The organism is Pyxidicoccus fallax, assembly GCF_012933655.1.
Classification (GTDB): domain Bacteria; phylum Myxococcota; class Myxococcia; order Myxococcales; family Myxococcaceae; genus Myxococcus; species Myxococcus fallax.
The window spans coordinates 25,926-44,531 of record NZ_JABBJJ010000064.1; the positions used below are offsets into that span (position 1 = coordinate 25,926).

Genomic DNA, 18,606 nt, shown 5'->3' on the forward strand with positions numbered 1-18,606 from the left:
CATGGAGACCGGTTGGCTGACTCACGTGGGGCAGTGGGCGTCCGCATGGCCCGAGGGCCTGTGGCGGGCGTCATGGCAGGGCGCGCTCGGTGTGGCGCTGGTCTGGGCGCTGACGCGGGCGTGGCCGAGGATGCCCGCCTCGCTGCGCGCCGGGCTGTGGTGGCTGGTGGCGCTGAAGTTCGTGGTGTCCCTGGCCTGGACGCGGCCGGTGCCGCTGCCGGTGCTGCCCGCGTCGGTGGCTCCGAGTGGAGACAGCGCGGTGTCCCAGGGCGCGGCGCATGAAGGCGACGGAGATACCACGGCCTTCCGTGACGCGGCACGGGAGCGCGCGGGAGACCTCGCGGCCCATCGGGGCACGGTGCCGGGAGACAACACCACGACTGCCCGCGCCGCCGCACCCGTGAGCGCCGCGGTTCCCCCTCTCTTGGCTCCTGTCGCTGAACCCGCACGGTCGTCCGTGCCCTGGGGCCGGGTGCTGATGGTGCTCCTGCTGGCGGTGTGGCTGGCCGGAGTGCTCTGGCATTCGCTGGGCCACGTGAAGGGCTGGGTCGCGATGCGGCGCCTGCGCCGGAGCGCGCGGCCCCTGGAGCATCCGGTGCTGGAATCGGTGACGCGCGCGCTGGCCGCCGAGGCCGGGCTGCGGCGGGTGCCGGAGCTGCTGGTGTCGGAATCGGTGGCGAGCCCGCTGGCCACGGGCCTCCTGTCTCCGGTGGTGGTGCTGCCGGCGAAGGCGGTGCGGCGGCTGCCCGTGGACGCACTGCGCATGGCGCTGGCGCACGAGCTGGCGCACCTGCGGCGGGGAGACCTGTGGCTCGGCTGGGTGCCGGCGCTCGCGGAGGCGCTCCTCTTCTTCCATCCGCTCGCGCGCCGTGCCGCGCGTGAGTACGCGCTGGCCCGCGAGGAGGCCTGTGACGCGGAGGCTCTCCGTCTCACCGGCGCCGAGCCCGCGGATTACGGCGAGCTGCTGCTCGCCTTCGGTGTCGCCCGGGGCGCGGGTACCGCCGCGGCCCATGGTGCATCCGCCCACGTTCACGCTTTGCACAGGAGGTTGAGCATGCTGGAGCACGTCGAAGTCGGTCCCACCCGTTCCCGGCGCCTGCTGAAGGTGGCGCTCTCCGCCCTCGGCCTCGCGGCCCTGGTGCCCTTCCAGGTCGTCGCGCAGGAGTCCGCCGGTGCCTCGCAGGCGAAGCCCGCGTCGCCGGCCACCGCCGCGACTCCGGCGAAGCCTGGCTCCGCCCAGCCGTCCGCCGAGAAGGCAGGGACGCCCGCCAGCGCGGCTCCGGCGAAGCCCGCCGCGCCAGCCGCCGAGTCCCGTCCCTCCGCCGCGACGAAGTCCGCCGCCGCGCCCGCTGCCACTGGTTCGGTCGCCGCGCCTCCGGCCCCCCGCATGGGCGGCGTGCCCGCCGCGCCTCCGGTTCCGCCGACGCCGCGCGTGGGCGGCGTGGCCGCCGTGCCTCCCGCGCCTCCGGCTCCGCGCGTGGGTGGCGTGCCTCCCGTTCCTCCCGTCCCGCCGGTCCCGCGCGTGGCCGCCGTGGCGCCGGCTCCGTTCCCGCGCACGGGCGGCACGCCGGCCGCGCCTCCCCCTCCACCCGCGCCGCCCCGGCCGCTGGACGATGACGACAGCAGCTACGTCCTGCTCGCGGACAACATGGCGATGATGAACGGCAGCTCGGTGGACCTGAACCTCGCGGGCATGTTCAAGCAGCCCGGCAAGGAACTGCTGTACGTGCGCCGCAAGGGCGAGACGTTCATCATCCGCGACCCGGCCACGCTGAAGGCCATTCGCGCGACGCTCGAGCCCCAGCGCGAGCTGGGCGGGAAGCAGGGCGCGCTGGGAGAGAAACAGGGTGCGCTTGGTCAGAAGCAGGGCGCGCTGGGAGAGAAGCAGGGCGCGCTCGGGCAGAAGCAGGCCGAGCTGGGCATGAAGCAGGCCGAGCTGGCCCACAGGCGGGCCGGGCTGCACCTGGAGGAGCGGCGCGCGGACTCCCTGCCCGAGGCCGAGCGCGAGCGGCGCGAGGCAGAACTGGAGAAGCAGGAGCAGGCTCTGGATAAGGAGATGGAGGCCCTGGAGAAGCAGATGGAGGCGCTCAACGACCAGCAGGAGGTGCTGGGCCGCGAGCAGGAGAAGCTCGGCGAGGAGCAGGAAAAGCTTGGCGAGGAGCAGGAGAAGCTCGGCGAGCAGCACGAGAAGCTCGCCGAGGAGGCGGAGAAGAAGGTGCAGGGCCTCATCGACGAGGCGCTCCGCAAGGGGCTCGGCCAGCCGCTGCCCACCTGATGACGCTCTGGGCCGGGGGCCCGTGACGCCGGGGACGGCGCTCCTCTAACTTCCGAAGAGCCCCTGCCTTCGGAGGTCCCGCCATGAGCCTCGCCGCCATCCCCCCGGCCACTCCCAGCAGCGCCCTCGAGTCGGTGATTCAGCGCGTGAAGGAGGGCTCACGCGCCTGGGTGAAGCTGGGCCTCCGTGAGCGCATCTCCCTGCTGGAGGAGCTGCGTCAGGGCTTCGCCGCCGTCGCCGAGCCGAGCGTCCGCGCGGCGTGCGAGGCCAAGGGCATCGACCCGGAGAGCGCGGTGGCCGGCGAGGAGTGGCTGGGCGGCCCGCTCGTCGTGCTGCGCAACATGCGCCTGCTGGTGGAGTCGCTGAAGGACATCCAGCGCCACGGTGTGCCCCACATCCCCGCCTCGCGCCTGCGCACGCTGGAGGACGGACGGCTGGCGGCGCGCATCTTCCCGAAGGACACGCTCGACGGGATGCTGCTGCCGCGCAACGAGGGTGAGGTCTACTTCCTCCCCGGCGTCACCGCGGCCAACCTCCGCGACCACCAGGCCTCCTTCTACCGCAAGCCGCACGAGGGCCGCGTCTGCGCCGTGCTGGGCGGCGGCAACGTGAACTCGATTCCGCCCGCGGACTGCCTCTACAAGCTCTTCGTCGAGGGCACCGCGTGCGTGCTCAAGATGAACCCGGTGAACGCCTACCTCGGACCCTTCCTGGAGAAGGCCTTCGCCCCGCTGGCGCGGCTCAACGTCTTCGCCGTGGTGTACGGCGGCGTCGAGGAGGGCTCCGCGCTGGTGTACCACCCTGCGGTGGACGAGGTGCACGTCACCGGCAGCGACAGGACGCACGACGCGCTGGTGTGGGGCCCGCCGGGGCCGGAGGCGGAGGCCCGCCGCGCGCGCAACGAGCCCCTCTTGAAGAAGCCCTTCTCCAGCGAGCTGGGAAACATCTCCCCCGTGGTGGTGGTGCCCGGTCCGTACTCGGAAGGCGAGCTGCTCTTCCAGGCGGACAACATCGCCGGCATGGTGTCCAACAACGCGTCCTTCAACTGCAACTCCGCCAAGCTGCTGGTGCAGCCGAGGGACTGGGCGCGCCGCTCGCAGGTGGTGGACGGGGTGCAGGCCAGCCTGGGCCGCGCTGCCGTGCGCCGCGCGTACTACCCGGGCGCCGAGCAGCGCTGGAAGCAGTTCACCGAAGGGCGCGCGCGCCTGCGGCTCGTGGGGACGCCGGGCTCGGGCGAGCTGCCCTACGCGCTGATTCCGGACGTGGACCCGGCCCAGGCCGAGGACCGCGTCTTCCGCCAGGAGCCCTGGTGCACGGTGCTGTCGGAGACCGGCCTGCCGGGCGCGGACGACCCGGTGGCCTTCCTGGAGAAGGTGGTGCCCTTCCTCAACGAGAAGGTGTGGGGCACCCTCAACGCCACCCTCATCGTCCACCCGAAGTCGCTCAAGGACCCCACCGTCCACGCCGCCGTCGAGCGCGCCATCCGCGAGCTGCGCTACGGCACCGTGGCCGTGAACACCTGGCCCGCCGCCGGCTACGCGCTCGTCTCCCTGCCGTGGGGTGGGCATCCGTCCTCCACGCCCCAGGACATCCAGAGCGGCCTGGGCTGGGTCCACAACACGCTCATGCTGGAGGACGTCGAGAAGGCCGTCATCCGCGCGCCGCTCACCAACATGCCGCCCCCGCCGTGGGTGCCGGGGCATCGGGGCGCGCGCGAGCTGGCGCGCAAGCTCGTCCAGTTCGAGCTGGGGCCCTCGTGGCTGAAGGTGCCCGGCATCGCCGCGGCGGCGATGCGCCGGTGAGCCTCCGCCGGGCTCGGGCGGTGTGCGCCCCACGGACTCGGAGCGTGGGCATGCGGCCCTCCGTGCCCGGACTGCCGGGCGGCCGGCACCCCGTGATAAACCCCTGCGCATGGCATCGACGCATGCGCGGGAAGGCGGGCAGTTCCTGCAGATGGGGCAGCCCCAGGAGGCGGTGAAGAGCTTCCAGAAGGGGCTCGCGGTGGACCCGGATGACGTGGACTGTCTGCTGGGGCTCGTCCGCACGCACCTGAGCACCGGCGCGGCGGGCGAGGCGGAGGCCGCCACGCTGCGCCTGCTGAAGGTGAGGCCGGACCACGCGGAGGCCCAGGCGCACCTGGCCATGCTGCGCGCCCAGGCTGGCGACGCGGAGGCGCTGGAGTCCCTCAAGACGCTCGCCGCCGCGCCCACCGCCGGCTACTTCGAGCGCTTCAACCTCGGCGGGCTGCTGCTGGACCGCGGGGACCTGGAGGGCGCGCGCCAGGCGTACGAGTCCGCGCTGGACGTGGCTCCGGAGAGTGCCCACGTGCACTTCGAGCTGGGCCGCATCCACCTCCAGCAGGGCCAGGCGGAGGGCGCGGCGTTCCACTTCCAGAAGGCGGCCGAGGGCGCGCCCCAGGAGCCGATGCCGCTGCTGATGCTGTCGCGCGCGCACGCGGCGCGAGGGGCGGTGGGGCTGGCCATCCAGGCGGGTACGCTCGCGCTGGAGCGGGCGCAGGGCGGGATGCGGCGCTCGGTGCTGGAGGACCTGTTCCGGCTGTACCTGACGGGCGGCGGCACGGACGGGGCGAAGCGCGTCATCCAGGAGCTGCGGCAGCTGGAGCCCGCCAACACGAACTACATCTACATGCACGGCCTGGCGCTGATGATCTCCCGAGAGTTCCGGGAGGCGCGGGCGCTCTTCGAGGAGGTGCTGCGGCTGTCGCCGAAGAGCTGGCAGTCGCTGCATGCGCTGTCGCAGGTGCACCTCGCGCTGGGGGAGCGGGACCTTGCTCGCGGGCGCCTGGAGGAAGCCGTGGCGCTGGTGCCCACGGACCCCGGCCCCGCCAACGACCTGGCGGTGATGCTCATGGAGGAGCAGGCGCATGACCGCGCCCGGCCCGTGCTGGAGCGCGTGCTGACCGCGAACCCGAGGGAGGCGGCGACGCACCTCAACCTGGCGGTGGCCTGGTACGCCACGGACAAGGCGGCCAGCATCCGCCACGCGAAGGAGGCCCACGCCCACGGCACCGGGGTGGTGCTCGAGCAGGCGGAGCGGCTGCTGAAGCAGCTCGGCGCTTGAGTCCCGGCCTCCGCGCCGAGGCGTGCTGGCGCCGAGGCGAGTCTTCCCAGCGAAGCGGGGCGTCCATGCGGCCCGTCCGGCCCACGAGCCGAGGCCCGCTGACGCCGGGGCGCGAGTCCCGCCGTCGCGCGTGTTACCCCCACTGAGGGGGAGCGTGCCGCCACGAGTTCATGACGGACGTGTGCGTCCTCCCGTCCGGGGCAGGGGAGGCCCTCCGTCATGGACGGCCCGGCGGTCCTCCAGGAACTGGTGGTGGTGCTCGGCGTGGCCGTGGTGGTGGTGCTCGCGCTGAGTCACCTGCGGCTGCCCACCATCGCCGGGCTCATCGCGGCGGGAGCGCTCATCGGGCCGAGTGGCCTCGGGTGGGTGCGCGACGCGGACCTCATCACCGTGCTCGCGGAGATTGGCGTGGTGCTGCTGCTGTTCAGCATCGGCCTGGAGTTCTCCCTGGCCCGGCTGCGGCGGCTGTGGCGGGTGTTGCTGCTGGGCGGAGGGCTTCAGGTCGGGCTGACGACGCTGGGCGTGCTGGCCGGGGCGCTGGCGCTGGGTATACCGCCCGCCCGGGGCATCTTCTTCGGCTTCCTCGTCGCGCTGTCCAGCACGGCCATCGTCCTGCGCGCGCTGGCGGAGCGCCACGAGGTGGACGCGCCGCACGGCCGGCTCATCATCGGCGCGCTCATCTTCCAGGATTTGTGCGTGGTGCCGATGATGCTCGCCATTCCGCTGCTGGCCGGGCAGCGGGGTGGGCCGGGCGCGCTCCTCGCGGTGCTGGTGAAGGCGGGGTTGCTGGTGCTGGCGACGGGGCTGCTGGGCCGCACGGTGGTGCCCCGCTTCCTCAAGGACGTGGCGGCCACGCGGCGGCGCGAGGTGTTCATCCTCGCGGTGCTGGGGCTGTGCGTGGGCATCGCGTGGATGTCTTCACTGGCGGGGCTGTCGCTGGCGCTGGGCGCGTTCCTCGCGGGCATCGCCCTGGCGGAAGGCGACTATGGGCATCAAGCGCTGGCGGACGTGCTGCCCCTGCGCGAGACGCTCTCCAGCTTCTTCTTCATCTCGGTGGGCATGCTGCTGGACGTGCGCGTGCTGATGCGGCGCCCGGTGCTGGTGGCCTCGCTGGTGGTGGGCGTGCTGGTGCTGAAGGCGGTGGTGGGCGCGGTGAGCGCCATGGTGATGCGCTTTCCCCCGTGGGTGGCGGTGCTGGCGGGGTTGGGGCTGGCGCAGATAGGCGAGTTCTCCTTCGTCCTCGCCCACGAGGGCGCGCGGGCGGGGCTGTTGAGCGCCGACGAGCAGCGGCTGTTCGTCACCATGAGCGTGCTGACCATGTGGGTGACGCCGGTGGTGGTGCACTTCGGCCCGAGGCTGGCGGCGGGGGCGGCGCACCTCAAGCGGCTGGAGGCGCTCATCGGCGCGCACGGGCCCCACCACCTGGAGGGGACGCACAGCGACGGGCTGAGCGACCACTTCATCATCGGGGGACTGGGCACGGCGGGGCGGCTGGTGACGCGGGCGCTGCGCGAGAGCCAGGTGCCGCACGTGTGCATCGACCTGGACCCGGAGGTGGTGGCCGAGGCCCGGCGCAAGGGCGAGTCGCTGTACTACGGCGACATCACCAGCGCGGAAATCCTGGAGAAGGCGGGCCTCCACCGGGCGCGGGCGCTGGTGCTGCTGCTGGACGACCCGCTGGGCGCCGCGCGCGCGGTGTCGGCGGCAAGGCGGCTGCACGCGGACGTGCCCATCCTGGTGCGCGTGCAGCGGCTGGGAGACATCCCGGAGCTGCGCGAGCGTGGGGCCAGCGAGGTGCTCGCGGGCGAGCTGGAGACGGCGCTGGAGGCGGTGGCGCGCGTGCTGCGCTCCGCCGAGCTGCCGGAGGACACCGTGGCCCGGCTCCTGGAGACGCTGCGCAGGGACCACCCGCATGGCCCGCCGCCGCGCCCGGCCCCGCTTCCGCCTCCGCCCAGGCTGCCTCCTCAATCACGGGACGGCGAGGAGCGGGCCGGGCCTCACCACTGAGCTACCGCCCGAACAGCCCGCGGCGCTTCTGCTGCGTCTTGCCGCCCTGCGCGCGCGACAGGCGCTCGCCGAGGATGCGGCTCATCTCCAGCGCCACCACCGGGTTGGCCATGACGACGCTGCGGAAGTCCTCGCGGCCCACCGCGGCCAGCTCGCACGGGGTGGACGTCACCGCCGTGGCCGTGCGCGGCTCGCCCGTCAGGAGCGCCAGCTCGCCGAAGAAGCCGCCCGGCTTCACCGAGGCCACCGCCTGGCCCGTGCCGTCCTTCAGCAGCACCTCGCCCGACAGCACCACGTAGAACGTCTCGCCCGCGTCTCCCTGGCGGAACAGCTCCGCGCCCGCGGGGTGCTGGAGGTGCTCGGCGCCGCGCGCCACCGCCTCCAGCTCGTCGCCGCTCAGCGGCGCGAGGAAGTCCACCTTGCGCAGCGTGGTCGCCAGCACCGAGCTGTCCCCCACGCCCACGAGCGGCTCCGCGCTGAGGAACTCCACCGCGGCCGACAGCTGCGAGCGCCGCGACACCATGATGACGGTGTGGCCCGCGCGCAGCACCGTGCTGCCCTCCGGCAGCGTGGCCCGGCCCTGCGGGTCCACCACGCCGATGAAGACGCACTCGCGCGGGAAGCCCGGCGTGGCGCGCACCTGCGCCACCGTCAGCCCCGCCACCCGCGCACGCAGGGGCAGCGCCAGCTCGAACAGCAGCGTGTCCCCGTCGCCCAGCGGCAGCGTGCCGGCCACCTGCGGGAAGTCGATGGCCGTGGTCATCTTCGCCACCACCACCTCCGCCTCCGCCACCAGCTCCTTCACGCCGGCCAGCCGGTATGCCTCGCGGTAGCTGGTGTCGAGCATGCGCACCATGATGCGCGCGGTGGACGCGCTGCGCACCAGCATGGCGAAGGCGAGGTTCTCCGAGTCGCGCGCCAGCACGCCCGCCGCCACGTCCGCCGAGACGATGCCCGCCGCCGCCAGCACCTGGGGGTTGGTCGCGTCACCGCACACCGTCACCGCGCCCACCTCCTCGAAGATGCGGTTGCAGACGGTGGCGTCCCGCTCGATGACGGTGACGGTGTGCTGCTCGGCCACCAGCCGCTGCGCCAGCACGCTGCCCACCCGGCCTCCGCCCGCGATGACAATCTTCACGACGCCTTCCTCCCGTGGCTCTCGGCGCCCGTGTCGCCGTGCAGCACCTTCTCCAACGACAGCGTCCGCTCATCCAGCTGCGCCAGCATGTGCTCCGCGGTGGCCTCGGGGATGAGGCCGTTGCGCCGCGCGCCCTGCAGCGCGGTGCGCTCCGCGTCGATGAGCCGCCGGCGCATGGCGATGAGGTCCTTGGCGCCCTGCGCGAGGTGCTGCTCGCTGATGCGCCGCAGCTCCCGCTCGGCGCGGGCGATGTTGACCTGGTACTCGCTGCGCAGGTGGTCATACGCGCCGCGGGGCAGCAGGCCCTGCTCGTGCAGCACCTCCAGTTCCTGGTGGGCCGCGCGGCTGGCGATGAGGCGCCCGCGCTGCTCGGACATGGCCAGCGCCACCTCGTCCTGCTGGAAGAGGCCCAGCCACTTGAGCACCTGGGTGAGCATCAGCCCCTGGCCCACCAGCGACACCAGCGTGACGCCGAAGGCGATGGCCACGAGCTGGTCCCTGGCGGGCGTGGCCGCCGGAAGGCCCAGCGCGAGGCCGATGGACAGCGCGCCCTTGATGTTGCCGGCGATGAAGACGTGCTGCCAGCGCGGCGGCACCGTCTCCGCCGGGCGTACGAGGCGCAGCAGCAGGAAGGGAAGGTAGATGGCCACCGCGCGGCCGATGAACACCGCCACCACCGCCAGCAATGTCTCCGGGATGTGGCCGCGCAGCGTCTCCGGCTTCGTGGTGAGCCCCACCGCGAGGAACAGGAAGGTGTTCACCCCAAAGGTGGTGTACTCCCAGAAGGAGTGGATGGCCACCTGGCTCTGCGGGGGCGTGTCGCGCCGCAGGGTGACGCCGACGACGAGGCCCGCGGTGACGGCGGAGATGGCGCCGGACAGGTGGAACTGCTCGGCCGCCACGAACGAGGCCAGCGCCACGGCCGTGGTCACCATGATTTCGGCCAGCGGGTCCTCGGTGCGGCGGATGATGAAGCCACCCAGGAGGCCCAGCGCGAGCCCCACCACCGCGCCACCCACCGAGGCCAGGAGGATGCGCGCGCCCAGCAGCGGCAGCGACGGCGTCGCGGCCCCGGCCACCACCGCGGCGATGGCCGCGTAGGCCACCAGCGCGGTGCCGTCGTTGAAGAGGCTCTCCCCCTGGATGATGCCCGACAGGCGCGCGGGCACGGGGGCGCGGCGGAAGGCGTAGAGGATGGAGACGGTGTCCGTCACCGACAGCAGCGCGCCCAGCAGCATCGCGGGCCAGATGGGCAGCCCGACGAGGAGGTGCAGCGCGGTGCCGGTGCCGCCGATGGCCAGGGCCATGCCCAGCGTGGACAGCACGAGGATGGGCAGGGCGTTGGCGCGGATGCCGCCGAGGTCCGCCATGATGCCGCCCTCGAACAGGAGCGCTGGCAGGCAGACGAGGAACACCACCTCCGGATTGAGGGGTGGCACGCCGGGGAGGAGGTTGCCCACGGAGATGAGCAAGCCTCCCACGACCAGTGCGACGTTATAGGGCAGCCGCGCGCGCTTGGCGGCGATGGCCAGGACGATGGCCGCCACCATCAACCCGATGACCAGGGGCATCTCTAGGTGCACGCCCCGAGTCTTCCAGAACCGGGCCGCCAGTGCACGGGGGGCCTGCGCCGGGCCGCCCGCACCCCGCGGGGCGGGCGTCAGCGCTTCAGGCGGAGGATGAGGTCCTTGCGCGGGCCGCAGTCCCCGCGCCCGTCGCAGTTGCTGGTGGTGACGTAGAGGTGGCCGTCCGACCCCATGCTCACCTCGCGCAGCCGGCCGTACGTGTCGCGCAGGTACACCTCGTGCCGGGCCACGCGGGCCGGGTTGTCCGCGGAGAACTCCACGCGGTGCAGGTGCTGGGAGCGCAGCGTGCCGATGAAGAGCGAGCCCCGCCACTCGGGGATGGCGGTGCCGGTGTAGAGCGCGGCGCCCCCGGGAGGCATGGCGTCCCCGAAGGTGAGCGACGGTGTCACCTGGCCCTCGCGCGTCTCGCACGCGTAGATGCCGGGCCAGCCCAGGTTGGCCCCGGGCCGGGCGAGGCTCACCTCGTCATGGCCGCGCCGCATCGTCTCGCCGCTGGGCCCGTGGTCGGTGACGTACAGCGTGTTTGCATCCTTCCAGTCCCAGCCCTGCAGGTTGCGGATGCCGGTGAGATACGCGGGCGAGCTGGGGAAGGGGTTGTCCTGGGGCACCTGGCCCTCGGGCGTCAGGCGGAGCAGCTTGCCGGCCGGGTCGTTGACGTCCTGGGAGCGGTCCGGGTCCCTCGCGTCGCCGGTGCCGGCGTAGAGCATGCCGTCCGGGCCGAAGCGCAGGCGTCCGCCGTCGTGGTACGTGGCGGAGGGGATGCCGCCGAAGATGACGCGGTCGAAGGTGGCGGTGGTGCGGTCCTCGGACAGCGTCCACCGCTCGATGCGGTTCTCCTCGCGGCCTCCGGCGTCGGTGGTGACGTACACGTAGAACTGGCGATGGGTGGCGAAGTCCGGGTGCGCGGCGATGCCGAGCAGGCCGCCCTCGTCGGCGCGGGTGATGCGCACGGTGGCCACGGGCGTGGGCTGGAGGACGCCGCCCTTGAGCAGGCGCACGCGGCCGGGCCGCTCGGTGACGAGCGCGTCGCCGCCGGGCAGCCAGGCGATGCCCCAGGGCACCTCGAGTCCCTCGGCGACGACCTCCACGTCGAAGGGCACGGTGCCGTCGGCGCCCCAGTCGTCCTCCACGCGGATGCAGTCCTCGGGGCTGGCGGTGCCCTGGGCCTGACTCTTCCGGCAGGCGGAGGCACAGAGGGCGAGCACCACGAGGGAGGAGAGGAGCAGGCGGGAGGCGCGCATGGGGCGATTAATGTCCGCCGCGAGCGGTTGCGCCAGGGGAAGCGCGCGGCGGCATCGCGGAGCGGACGGCCGGGGTGGGGACGGCACGCGCGGCCTGGAGGGAGGGCGGGCGAGCGAGCCACCCGAGGCCCGTGTGCCTGCCTCCGCGTTGGTGGCGGCGAAGGCCGTGGGCACCTTCTCCGGACGGAACATCCATTCATTCCAGGAGGCGACCCATGGCGCGCATCGCGTTCATCGTGGACAGCGATTTCGAGGACTCGGAGTTTCGCGTGCCCTACGACGCCGTGACGAAGGCCGGCCACGAGGCGGTCATCATCGGCGTCGAGGCGGGCAAGGAGCTCAAGGGCAAGAAGGGCAAGGAGACGATTCGCGCCGAGAAGGCCGTGAAGGAGGTCTCCGCGAAGGACTTCGACGCGCTGGTGATTCCGGGCGGCTACTCGCCGGACCACCTGCGCATGGACATCGGCATGGTGGGCTTCGTCCGGGACTTCTTCCGCGTGGACAAGCCCATCGCCGCCATCTGCCATGCGGGGTGGATGCTGGTGGAGGCGGACATCGCGGACGGGCGCACCTTGACGTCGTGGCCCTCCATCAAGACGGACCTGCTCAACGCGGGCGCGCGCTGGGTGGACCGCGAGGTGGTGGAGGACGGCAACCTCATCACCTCGCGCAACCCGGGGGACCTGCCGGCCTTCAGCGAGGCGCTGCTGCGCCAGGTGTCCGGTGGCATCGCCGCGCGGCTGGAGTCGCCGCTCGCTCCCGAGGCCGCTTCGGACCAGCCGCCCACGGTGCACTGACGGGGCCTCGCGCCCGTGTGTTGGAGGCGGAACTTCCACCTGCCCTGATGAGCGGGGGGCAGGCCGCCGGCTCCATGTACACCCATTCGCCCTGCCGGCCCCCGGACTCCCGGGTGGCCGGCGGTGTCGTTTCGGGCGCGTGGGGGTGGCGGGATGCGGGCGAGGGCATGGTGGCTGGTGGCGACCGTGGGGATTGCCGGGTGCGGGGGCCTGCCGGAGGACACGGCGCCGGAGCCCGAAGAGGAGGAGCTGGGCACGCTGCGGCAGGCGGAGGCCACGGGCCCGGTGGCGTGGGTACGGTTTGGCCGGAGCGAGGGCGAGGAGCTGGGCTCCGCCGTCGCGCAGGACCGGGACGGCAACGTGCTCACCACGGTGGTCTTCTCCGGCGGCACGGACCTGGGCACAGGCCCGCTGGGCTCGGGTGACCCGGAGGTTCCGGGGCTGGTGCTGGCGAAGCACTCGCCCGGTGGGCGGCTCTTGTGGACGCGGGTGTTCCAGGGGCGCGCGGGCGGCCTGCTGGCGGTGGACGCTCTGGGCACGGACCGGGAGCGGAACGTGCTGTTCGCGGGCTGGAGCGAGGCCGGCGCGGACCTGCGGGCGGGCGAGCTGGCTCCGCCGGTGACGCTGGAAGGGGCCTTCATCGGGAAGCTGGACCGCGATGGGCGGCTGCTCTGGGTGAAGACGCTGGCGGGAGACGCGGCCTTCCTCGCGAACGGGGTGGTGACGGACCGCGCCGGCAACGTGTTCGTGTCCGGCTCCGTGTACGAGGGGAGCCTGGACTTGGGTGGACGGGTGCTGACGGCGACGGGGCTGCGGGCCTTCGTGGCGAAGTACGGCGCGGATGGGACGCTGAAGTGGTTGTACGCGGCAGGAGAGTCCACGCAGGCTGGCGGTGTCGCGCTGGACGAAGTGGGAGATGCGTACTTCTGCGGCACCGCGCCGGATGAGGGTGGCACCGGCACGCGGACGCGGCTGTGGCGGCTCGACTCGGCCTCGGGCGCGGTGGTGTGGACGAACGGGCTGGACGACGGGGACTGCACGGGTGTGGCGGTGCACGGCAACCGCGTGGTGATGACGGGGAGCTTCCTCGAGTCCTTCACGTTCGGAGGGAGGACGTACCGCGCGTCAGAGACGCCGGGGGTGATGGACTCGGATGCCTTCGTGGTGGCGTACACGCTGGCGGGCGAGGAGCGCTGGGCGCGCAACTTCGCCCGGGTGGGCACGGGCGTGGCGATGGACCAGGACGATGGAGTGCTCGTCACGGGGCACTACGAGAGCGGCAACCGGGTCGGCGGTGCGGTGCTGCCGGGAGTGCCGGGCTCCATCGACAACCTGTTCGTCATGAAGCTGGACCGCATCGACGGTGCGCCGCGGTGGGTGCGCGGCCTGCCGTCCACGGCGGCGCTGGCGCTGGATGTCTCCGTGTCTCGCGAGGGCGAGGGCGTGCTCGTGGGTGCGTTCGGCGGGCCCACGGATTTCGGAGGTGGAAGCGTGAGCCCGGCGGGGAACTACGACGCGTTCATCCTCAGGCTGGGGGAGTGAAGGGCGTGCGCTGCATGAGTGCGGCGACCGCTTCTCCATTCCGTGCGCAGTGCTCGCGAAGTGAGTCGCCGAGGGTGGGCTCGCGAGCCAGCCGCGCCCAGTACGCCACCGCGTGACGGGCGGCATCAGCCCAGACATCGAGGGTGTCCGCGGTGGGCGGCAGCGGCTCGAAGGGTCGGTCGATGACGCTCGTTCCCACGGGCGCGAACACCATCGGCAGCATGTCGTAGACCGGCGCGAGCCTGAAGCGCTTCGGTCCCTCCACGAAGAAGGAAACGTTGCCGAAGTGCCGGTCGGTGTTGCCGATGAGCTGCCCGAAGGTGTCGAGCCAGCGGATGCGCCGGGCGTCTTCCTCGGAGATGAAGCGGGCCTCGAACATGCGCGTTGCCGCTCGGGTCCAGGTGTCGCGGTGGCCGAAGTACTCGTCGTCGATGGCACCCAGTGACAGCAGGGCCTTCCTCCCGCGCACGCCGACGCGGTCGAAGCGCTCGACCTCCAGGAACCGGTAGCTGCCCAGGTCCAGGGTGAGCGCGGACGCGGCGGGAATCGCGGCCGCGCGGACCGCTTCGAGCGCGAGGCGCTCGCAGGTCAGCAGGTCCCTCCACCGCCGCGCGGTGGCGCCCTCATCGCCTCCCGCGAACTTCACCAGGACATGACGGCCTTCCGCATACGTGAGGAACTTGGGCTGCTCGCCGCCAATCAATGCGCCGGGCTGCCCTGTCAGGGCGGCTCGGGTCAGCTCGGGGTAGCTGTCGCGATGCGCGGAGCGGGGCTCCTGCGCGAGGAAGCGGTTCAGCGACTCGTCACCGAGGATGTGGTCGCCGACGCAGTCCTCTCCCCGCCGTGCGAGGGCGATGAGTCGGTGGGCATCACTCCAGTCCGTGATGCGAGCGGGAAGGCACAGCTCCGGGTGCATCGAGGTGAAGCTCCGGCCAACGTAGCCTTGTGGGCTCATGTCCGCCGCGGAGGGTGGCAGTCCCTCGAAGAACTCGCCGTCGCCCTCCGTGTATTCGAGCCAGTGCCGACCGCCCGCGAGCAGATGCAACACGCCATAGGGCCGCACGTGACCCGCTTCATTCACACGGTGGATGGGCAGCCGTGTCCCCAGGTCTGGCAGGTTCCGGGTACCCGTGTCCATTTGGCGTAGGAGCAACGACGAGCCCTCCCATGCGCATCGGCTTCGCTTCAGCCATCTTGAGCACTTCGCCGGGATGCTTTCGAGCCGAGGCCCCCTTGCACGATTGCGTCCTGGCCAGGCACGTTGTCGCCTAACGATTTCCTGTAGGGAGGGCTGATTCCTAATGATTTTTACAAAAACGTAGCGGAGATCCTCCACTATAGGCCGCGCGCTATCTGTTTCTTCAACGCACCCCAGGACTTGCAACTGAGTGCAAGCTGTGTGTGCAAATGTCCCACCTGTGTTTGGGAGGGCTCCAGGGATGTTCCCGAGCAGAGGCACCCCCATCGGATACGCGAAAGCCATCGCGGATCATGGCCTCACGGTCCTGCCTCCTCACCAACTCTCGTCCTGCGCGGCGGTTGCGGGCAAGCATGTGCAGAGCAAAGAGGGGCGTGAGTTCGTCACCTATCCGAGCTCCTACAATCCGGGCCCTTCTCTCTACGAGCATCTGGAGTTCGCGCTCAAGCACGAAGGCGTTTCCCTGGAGGTCCTCGCCGCGTTGTTCCGCGCGGTGGAACAAGGGCCATTCGAGGACGAGTTGTGCCGTCATATCCAGGCGCGGCCCACCGGGCAGAACACCCGCCGGCTGTGGTTTCTCTACGAGTTCCTCACGGGGCGTCGGCTGCCCTTGGAGGATGTGACTCAGGGCAACTACGTCGAGCTGCTCGACCCGGAGCGCTATTACACAGCAGAGCCCGTGAACAGTCGGCGGCACCGGGTGCGCGACAACCTTCTAGGCAACGTGAACTTCTGTCCCACGGTACGCCGGACTCCAGCTCTCCAGGAGTTCGAGGCGAAACGTCTCGCGAGGGAGGCCGCCCGGATCGTGGAGTCCTACGACGAGGATGCCCTCCGCCGTGCGGTCGACTATCTCTATACGAAGGAGACCCGCTCCTCGTTCAACATTGAGCGGGAGACGCCCAGCCAGAAGCGCGCCGCGCGGTTCGTCGCCCTCCTGCGCGAGCTTCCCGATAGGGACTCACTGGATAGAGCCGCGCTGGTTCACATGCAGAACGTCATCGTGGAGGACCGCTTTGCGGAGCGGGGCTACCGCGAGGAGCAGAACTACGTGGGCGAATCCGTGGGAGTGGGACTGCGTCAGCGAATCCACTTCGTCCCGCCACGTCCCAAGATGGTTCCCCGCTTGATGCGGGGACTGCTCTCATCGTTGAAGCGGATGACGGCCTCCCAGGTGGAGCCCGTCGTGCATGCCGCGGCCATTTCCTTTGGTTTCGTCTTCATCCACCCCTTTGAAGATGGCAATGGTCGACTCCACCGGTTGCTCATCCACTACATCCTCTCTAGAGCGGGATTCACCCCCAAGGGACTCATCTTTCCCATCTCCGCGGTCATGTTGCAGAAGCGAGCGGAGTACGATGCCTGCCTGGAGTCCTTCTCCAAACCGCTGATGGCTCTGGTGGACTACACGGTGGACGAGGACGGACGCCTTTCGGTGAAAGGAAGGACGAGCGGCTTCTATCGCTACGTCGACTTCACGCGCATGGCGGAGGACCTCTATCGATGGACCGAGGAGACCATCCGTACGGAGTTTCGCGACGAGTTGGACTTCATCGTCCGTTATCGCAAAGCCCGCGAGAAGCTGGACGGCCTTGTGGAGATGTCGGACACGGCGCGCAATCGCTTCGTCCAGTTCTGCCTCCAGAATGGAGGCCGCTTGTCGGCGGGCAAGCGGGCCAAATACTTCGGTGCCCTCTCTGACGACGAGGTGCGGGCCTTGGAGCAAGTCGTTCAGCAGTATCTGATGCCTCGCGCCAGTCCCCGCTCGAGCTGAGAAAGCGCCCCACGCGCTCCTTCCCGCGCTCAGTGGTCCCCGGCCCGCTTCTCACCAGCCTCCACGCGCAGGGCGAGCCGGTTGCCGCGCGGGGGCAGGGGGCAGGTGGCGAAGCGGGTGAAGGCGCAGGGCGGGTTGTAGGCGCGGTTGAAGTCCAGCACCACGCGCCCGTCCTTCGGCATGTCCGCGTAGAGGAACCGGCCCGCGCCGTAGGTGGCGTCCTTGTTCGTCTCGTCCGCGAAGATGATGAACAGCTGCGAGCCACCCTCCACGGGCGTCAGCCGGTACTCCTTGCCGTTCACCGTGAAGACCAGCGTGCCCGGCACCGTCATCTCCTCCTCCGTCCCCAGCACGTTCGGCACGGAGATGGTGCGCGGCGTCTCCGAGGGCTCGAAGCGCGCCTCCACGCGCCACGCGGCGCTCGCCGGGTAGGTGGGGATGCCGTGGAACTGCTTGCGCGCGGGCGCCTCCGTGTCCTTCACGCGCACGCCCAGCTTGTCCCCACGCAGGATGACCTGGAGGCTCATGCTGCCCAGCTTCAGCACGTCCGGCGCGCCCTTCTCGTCCGACTGGAGCACGCCCCCCGTGAAGGGCTTCCCGTTCAGCGTGAACGCCACGCCGGGTGCCGGCTGGAGGCTGGCGGTGTTCCCCTTGCGCGTGAAGACGCCCAGCTTCGCCGGCGTGCCCTGCGGGAAGTCGAGGTCGCTCTCCGGCGCCGAGCCGGCGGTCTGCTCGCCCTCCTTCAGCCAGAACAGCCCCACCAGCGTGAGCCAGCCGTCCTCCGACTGGAGGCTCTTGAGACGCTCCTCCTGCCAGGCACGGGTGGACGCGGTGAGGTCTTCGGCGGCGGCGGGCTTCTGGGCGGCGGTCATTTTCTTGTCGGCGGCGGGAGTCGCCGCCTTGGCGGGCGGCGTGGCGTTGAGGGCGAGAGACAGGGCCAGCGCGAGGGGCGTCATGTCGGGTGCCTCGGAAGTTGGAGCCTCTTTCCAGCTCCGGTGACCCCTGTCTAACAGGACTGCTCGCGCCGCGCAGGTGCACGGTGTCCCACCGGGGTTGCGGCGGGCGCGCCCTCCGTGCGAAGCCGAGGGCCACGCGTGGACCTCGACCTGAAGCCAGCACCGCCGCCCGGCGGCTTTCGCAAGCTCGCGCTGGGCACGTGGCGCGCGCCCAGGGACCCCAGTGCCTATGCCGCGCTGGAGGTGCGCATGGAGCGGGCGCTCGCGTACCTCGAGGCCTACCGCGCGCGCACGGGACGCCGCCTCACGGTGACGCACCTGGTGGCCAAGGCCGCCGCGGACGCGCTCCGCCGCCATCCGGAGACCAACGTGCTGCTGCGCTGGCGGAAGCCCTCGTACCGCGAGGACGTGGGCGTCTGCGTCCTGGTGGTGCAGCCCGCGGAGGCCGGCCGCGCCGACCTGACCACCGCCACCGTGCACCGCGCGGATACGCTGTCCCTGGGGGCCTTCGTCGACTCCATGGAGTCCCGCATCTCCGAGGTGCGCGCTCGCCGTGACGCCGTCATCGAGAGGGGCAAGCGCCGCTCGTACCGCATCCCCGGGATACTGATGGGCCTGGCCCTGCGGCTGCTGTCCTTCGTCTGGTACACGCTCAACGTGGACCTGCGCTGGGTGGGAATGCCGAGAGATCCGTTCGGCTCGGTGGCGGTGACGAGCCTCGGCTCGCTGGGGCTGGAGCGCGGCTATGTGGCCATGGTGCCCTACACGCGCGTGCCGCTGCTGCTGGCCCCGGGCGCCGTGCGCAAGGTGCCCGTGGTGGAGGGCGACACGCTGATACCGGGCCTGCAACTGGCGCTCACCTGCACGTGGGACGCGCGCGTCATCGACGTGGACTCGGTGGCCCGGGTGCTGCGCCACATCGGCGCGGCGCTGGAGGACCCGGAGGGGACGTGGGGCGCTCCGGAGGAACCACCCCGGGGGGCTGCGAGCGGGACGGGGGTGGGGTAGAAA

13 protein-coding genes are annotated in these 18,606 nt (G+C 71.6%); 8 read left to right on the plus strand and 5 right to left on the minus strand.

Translation table 11 applies throughout. From position 1 onward, the window contains the following. Position 1: 1 nt before the first annotated feature. The 4 genes from HG543_RS15960 to HG543_RS15975 all read left to right on the plus strand — a co-directional run bounded on the left by HG543_RS15960 (position 2) and on the right by HG543_RS15975 (position 7,363). Positions 2 to 2,275 (plus strand): M56 family metallopeptidase, encoded by a 2,274-nt coding sequence (locus HG543_RS15960; protein WP_169345624.1) that lies wholly within the window; start codon positions 2 to 4, stop codon positions 2,273 to 2,275. A gap of 83 nt (positions 2,276 to 2,358) precedes the next feature. Further along, positions 2,359 to 4,077 carry an aldehyde dehydrogenase family protein gene (locus HG543_RS15965; protein WP_169345625.1) on the plus strand — a complete coding sequence of 573 codons (1,719 nt, stop codon included), beginning with the start codon at positions 2,359 to 2,361 and terminating at the stop codon, positions 4,075 to 4,077. Between the two features lie 109 nt (positions 4,078 to 4,186). Beyond that, positions 4,187 to 5,356, plus strand: coding sequence for a tetratricopeptide repeat protein (locus HG543_RS15970; RefSeq protein WP_169345626.1), 1,170 nt, complete (start codon positions 4,187 to 4,189; stop codon positions 5,354 to 5,356). Between the two features lie 219 nt (positions 5,357 to 5,575). After that, complete coding sequence (locus HG543_RS15975; protein ID WP_169345627.1) at positions 5,576 to 7,363, plus strand: cation:proton antiporter; 1,788 nt, start codon at positions 5,576 to 5,578, stop codon at positions 7,361 to 7,363. 1 nt (position 7,364) lies between these two features. Here HG543_RS15975 and HG543_RS15980 read toward each other — a convergent pair whose 3' ends face one another. The 3 genes from HG543_RS15980 to HG543_RS15990 form a co-directional block, all read right to left on the minus strand. After that, complete coding sequence (locus HG543_RS15980; RefSeq protein WP_169345628.1) at positions 7,365 to 8,501, minus strand: cyclic nucleotide-binding domain-containing protein; 1,137 nt, start codon at positions 8,499 to 8,501, stop codon at positions 7,365 to 7,367. Further along, on the minus strand, positions 8,498 to 10,084 hold the full coding sequence (locus HG543_RS15985; protein ID WP_343073372.1) for a cation:proton antiporter: 1,587 nt from the start codon (positions 10,082 to 10,084) through the stop codon (positions 8,498 to 8,500). Before HG543_RS15985 ends, HG543_RS15980 begins: the two co-directional genes overlap by 4 nt. 77 nt (positions 10,085 to 10,161) lie before the next feature. After that, positions 10,162 to 11,328: a PQQ-dependent sugar dehydrogenase gene (locus HG543_RS15990; protein WP_169345639.1), complete on the minus strand. Its 1,167-nt coding sequence runs from the start codon at positions 11,326 to 11,328 to the stop codon at positions 10,162 to 10,164. 215 nt (positions 11,329 to 11,543) lie between these two features. On the opposite strand from HG543_RS15990, the gene HG543_RS15995 reads away from it, so the two are divergent. After that, positions 11,544 to 12,125, plus strand: a complete 582-nt coding sequence (locus HG543_RS15995) for a type 1 glutamine amidotransferase domain-containing protein (RefSeq protein WP_169345629.1) — start codon at positions 11,544 to 11,546, stop codon at positions 12,123 to 12,125. Between the two features lie 153 nt (positions 12,126 to 12,278). Further along, positions 12,279 to 13,667 (plus strand): hypothetical protein, encoded by a 1,389-nt coding sequence (locus HG543_RS16000; RefSeq protein WP_169345630.1) that lies wholly within the window; start codon positions 12,279 to 12,281, stop codon positions 13,665 to 13,667. On the opposite strand, the gene HG543_RS16005 is transcribed toward HG543_RS16000, so the two are convergent. Further along, on the minus strand, positions 13,651 to 14,805 hold the full coding sequence (locus HG543_RS16005) for a HipA domain-containing protein (RefSeq protein WP_169345640.1): 1,155 nt from the start codon (positions 14,803 to 14,805) through the stop codon (positions 13,651 to 13,653). The genes HG543_RS16000 and HG543_RS16005 overlap by 17 nt on opposite strands. Before the next feature lie 301 nt (positions 14,806 to 15,106). On the opposite strand from HG543_RS16005, the gene HG543_RS16010 reads away from it, so the two are divergent. After that, the gene (locus HG543_RS16010) at positions 15,107 to 16,639 is read left to right on the plus strand and encodes a Fic family protein (RefSeq protein WP_169345631.1); all 1,533 of its coding nucleotides are present in this window, start codon (positions 15,107 to 15,109) and stop codon (positions 16,637 to 16,639) included. 29 nt (positions 16,640 to 16,668) lie between these two features. Here HG543_RS16010 and HG543_RS16015 read toward each other — a convergent pair whose 3' ends face one another. Next, positions 16,669 to 17,595 (minus strand): DUF1684 domain-containing protein, encoded by a 927-nt coding sequence (locus tag HG543_RS16015; RefSeq protein ID WP_169345632.1) that lies wholly within the window; start codon positions 17,593 to 17,595, stop codon positions 16,669 to 16,671. 138 nt (positions 17,596 to 17,733) lie between these two features. Between HG543_RS16015 and HG543_RS16020 the strand changes: the two genes are divergently transcribed. Continuing rightward, positions 17,734 to 18,603 (plus strand): 2-oxo acid dehydrogenase subunit E2, encoded by an 870-nt coding sequence (locus HG543_RS16020; protein WP_169345633.1) that lies wholly within the window; start codon positions 17,734 to 17,736, stop codon positions 18,601 to 18,603. Positions 18,604 to 18,606: the final 3 nt, after the last annotated feature.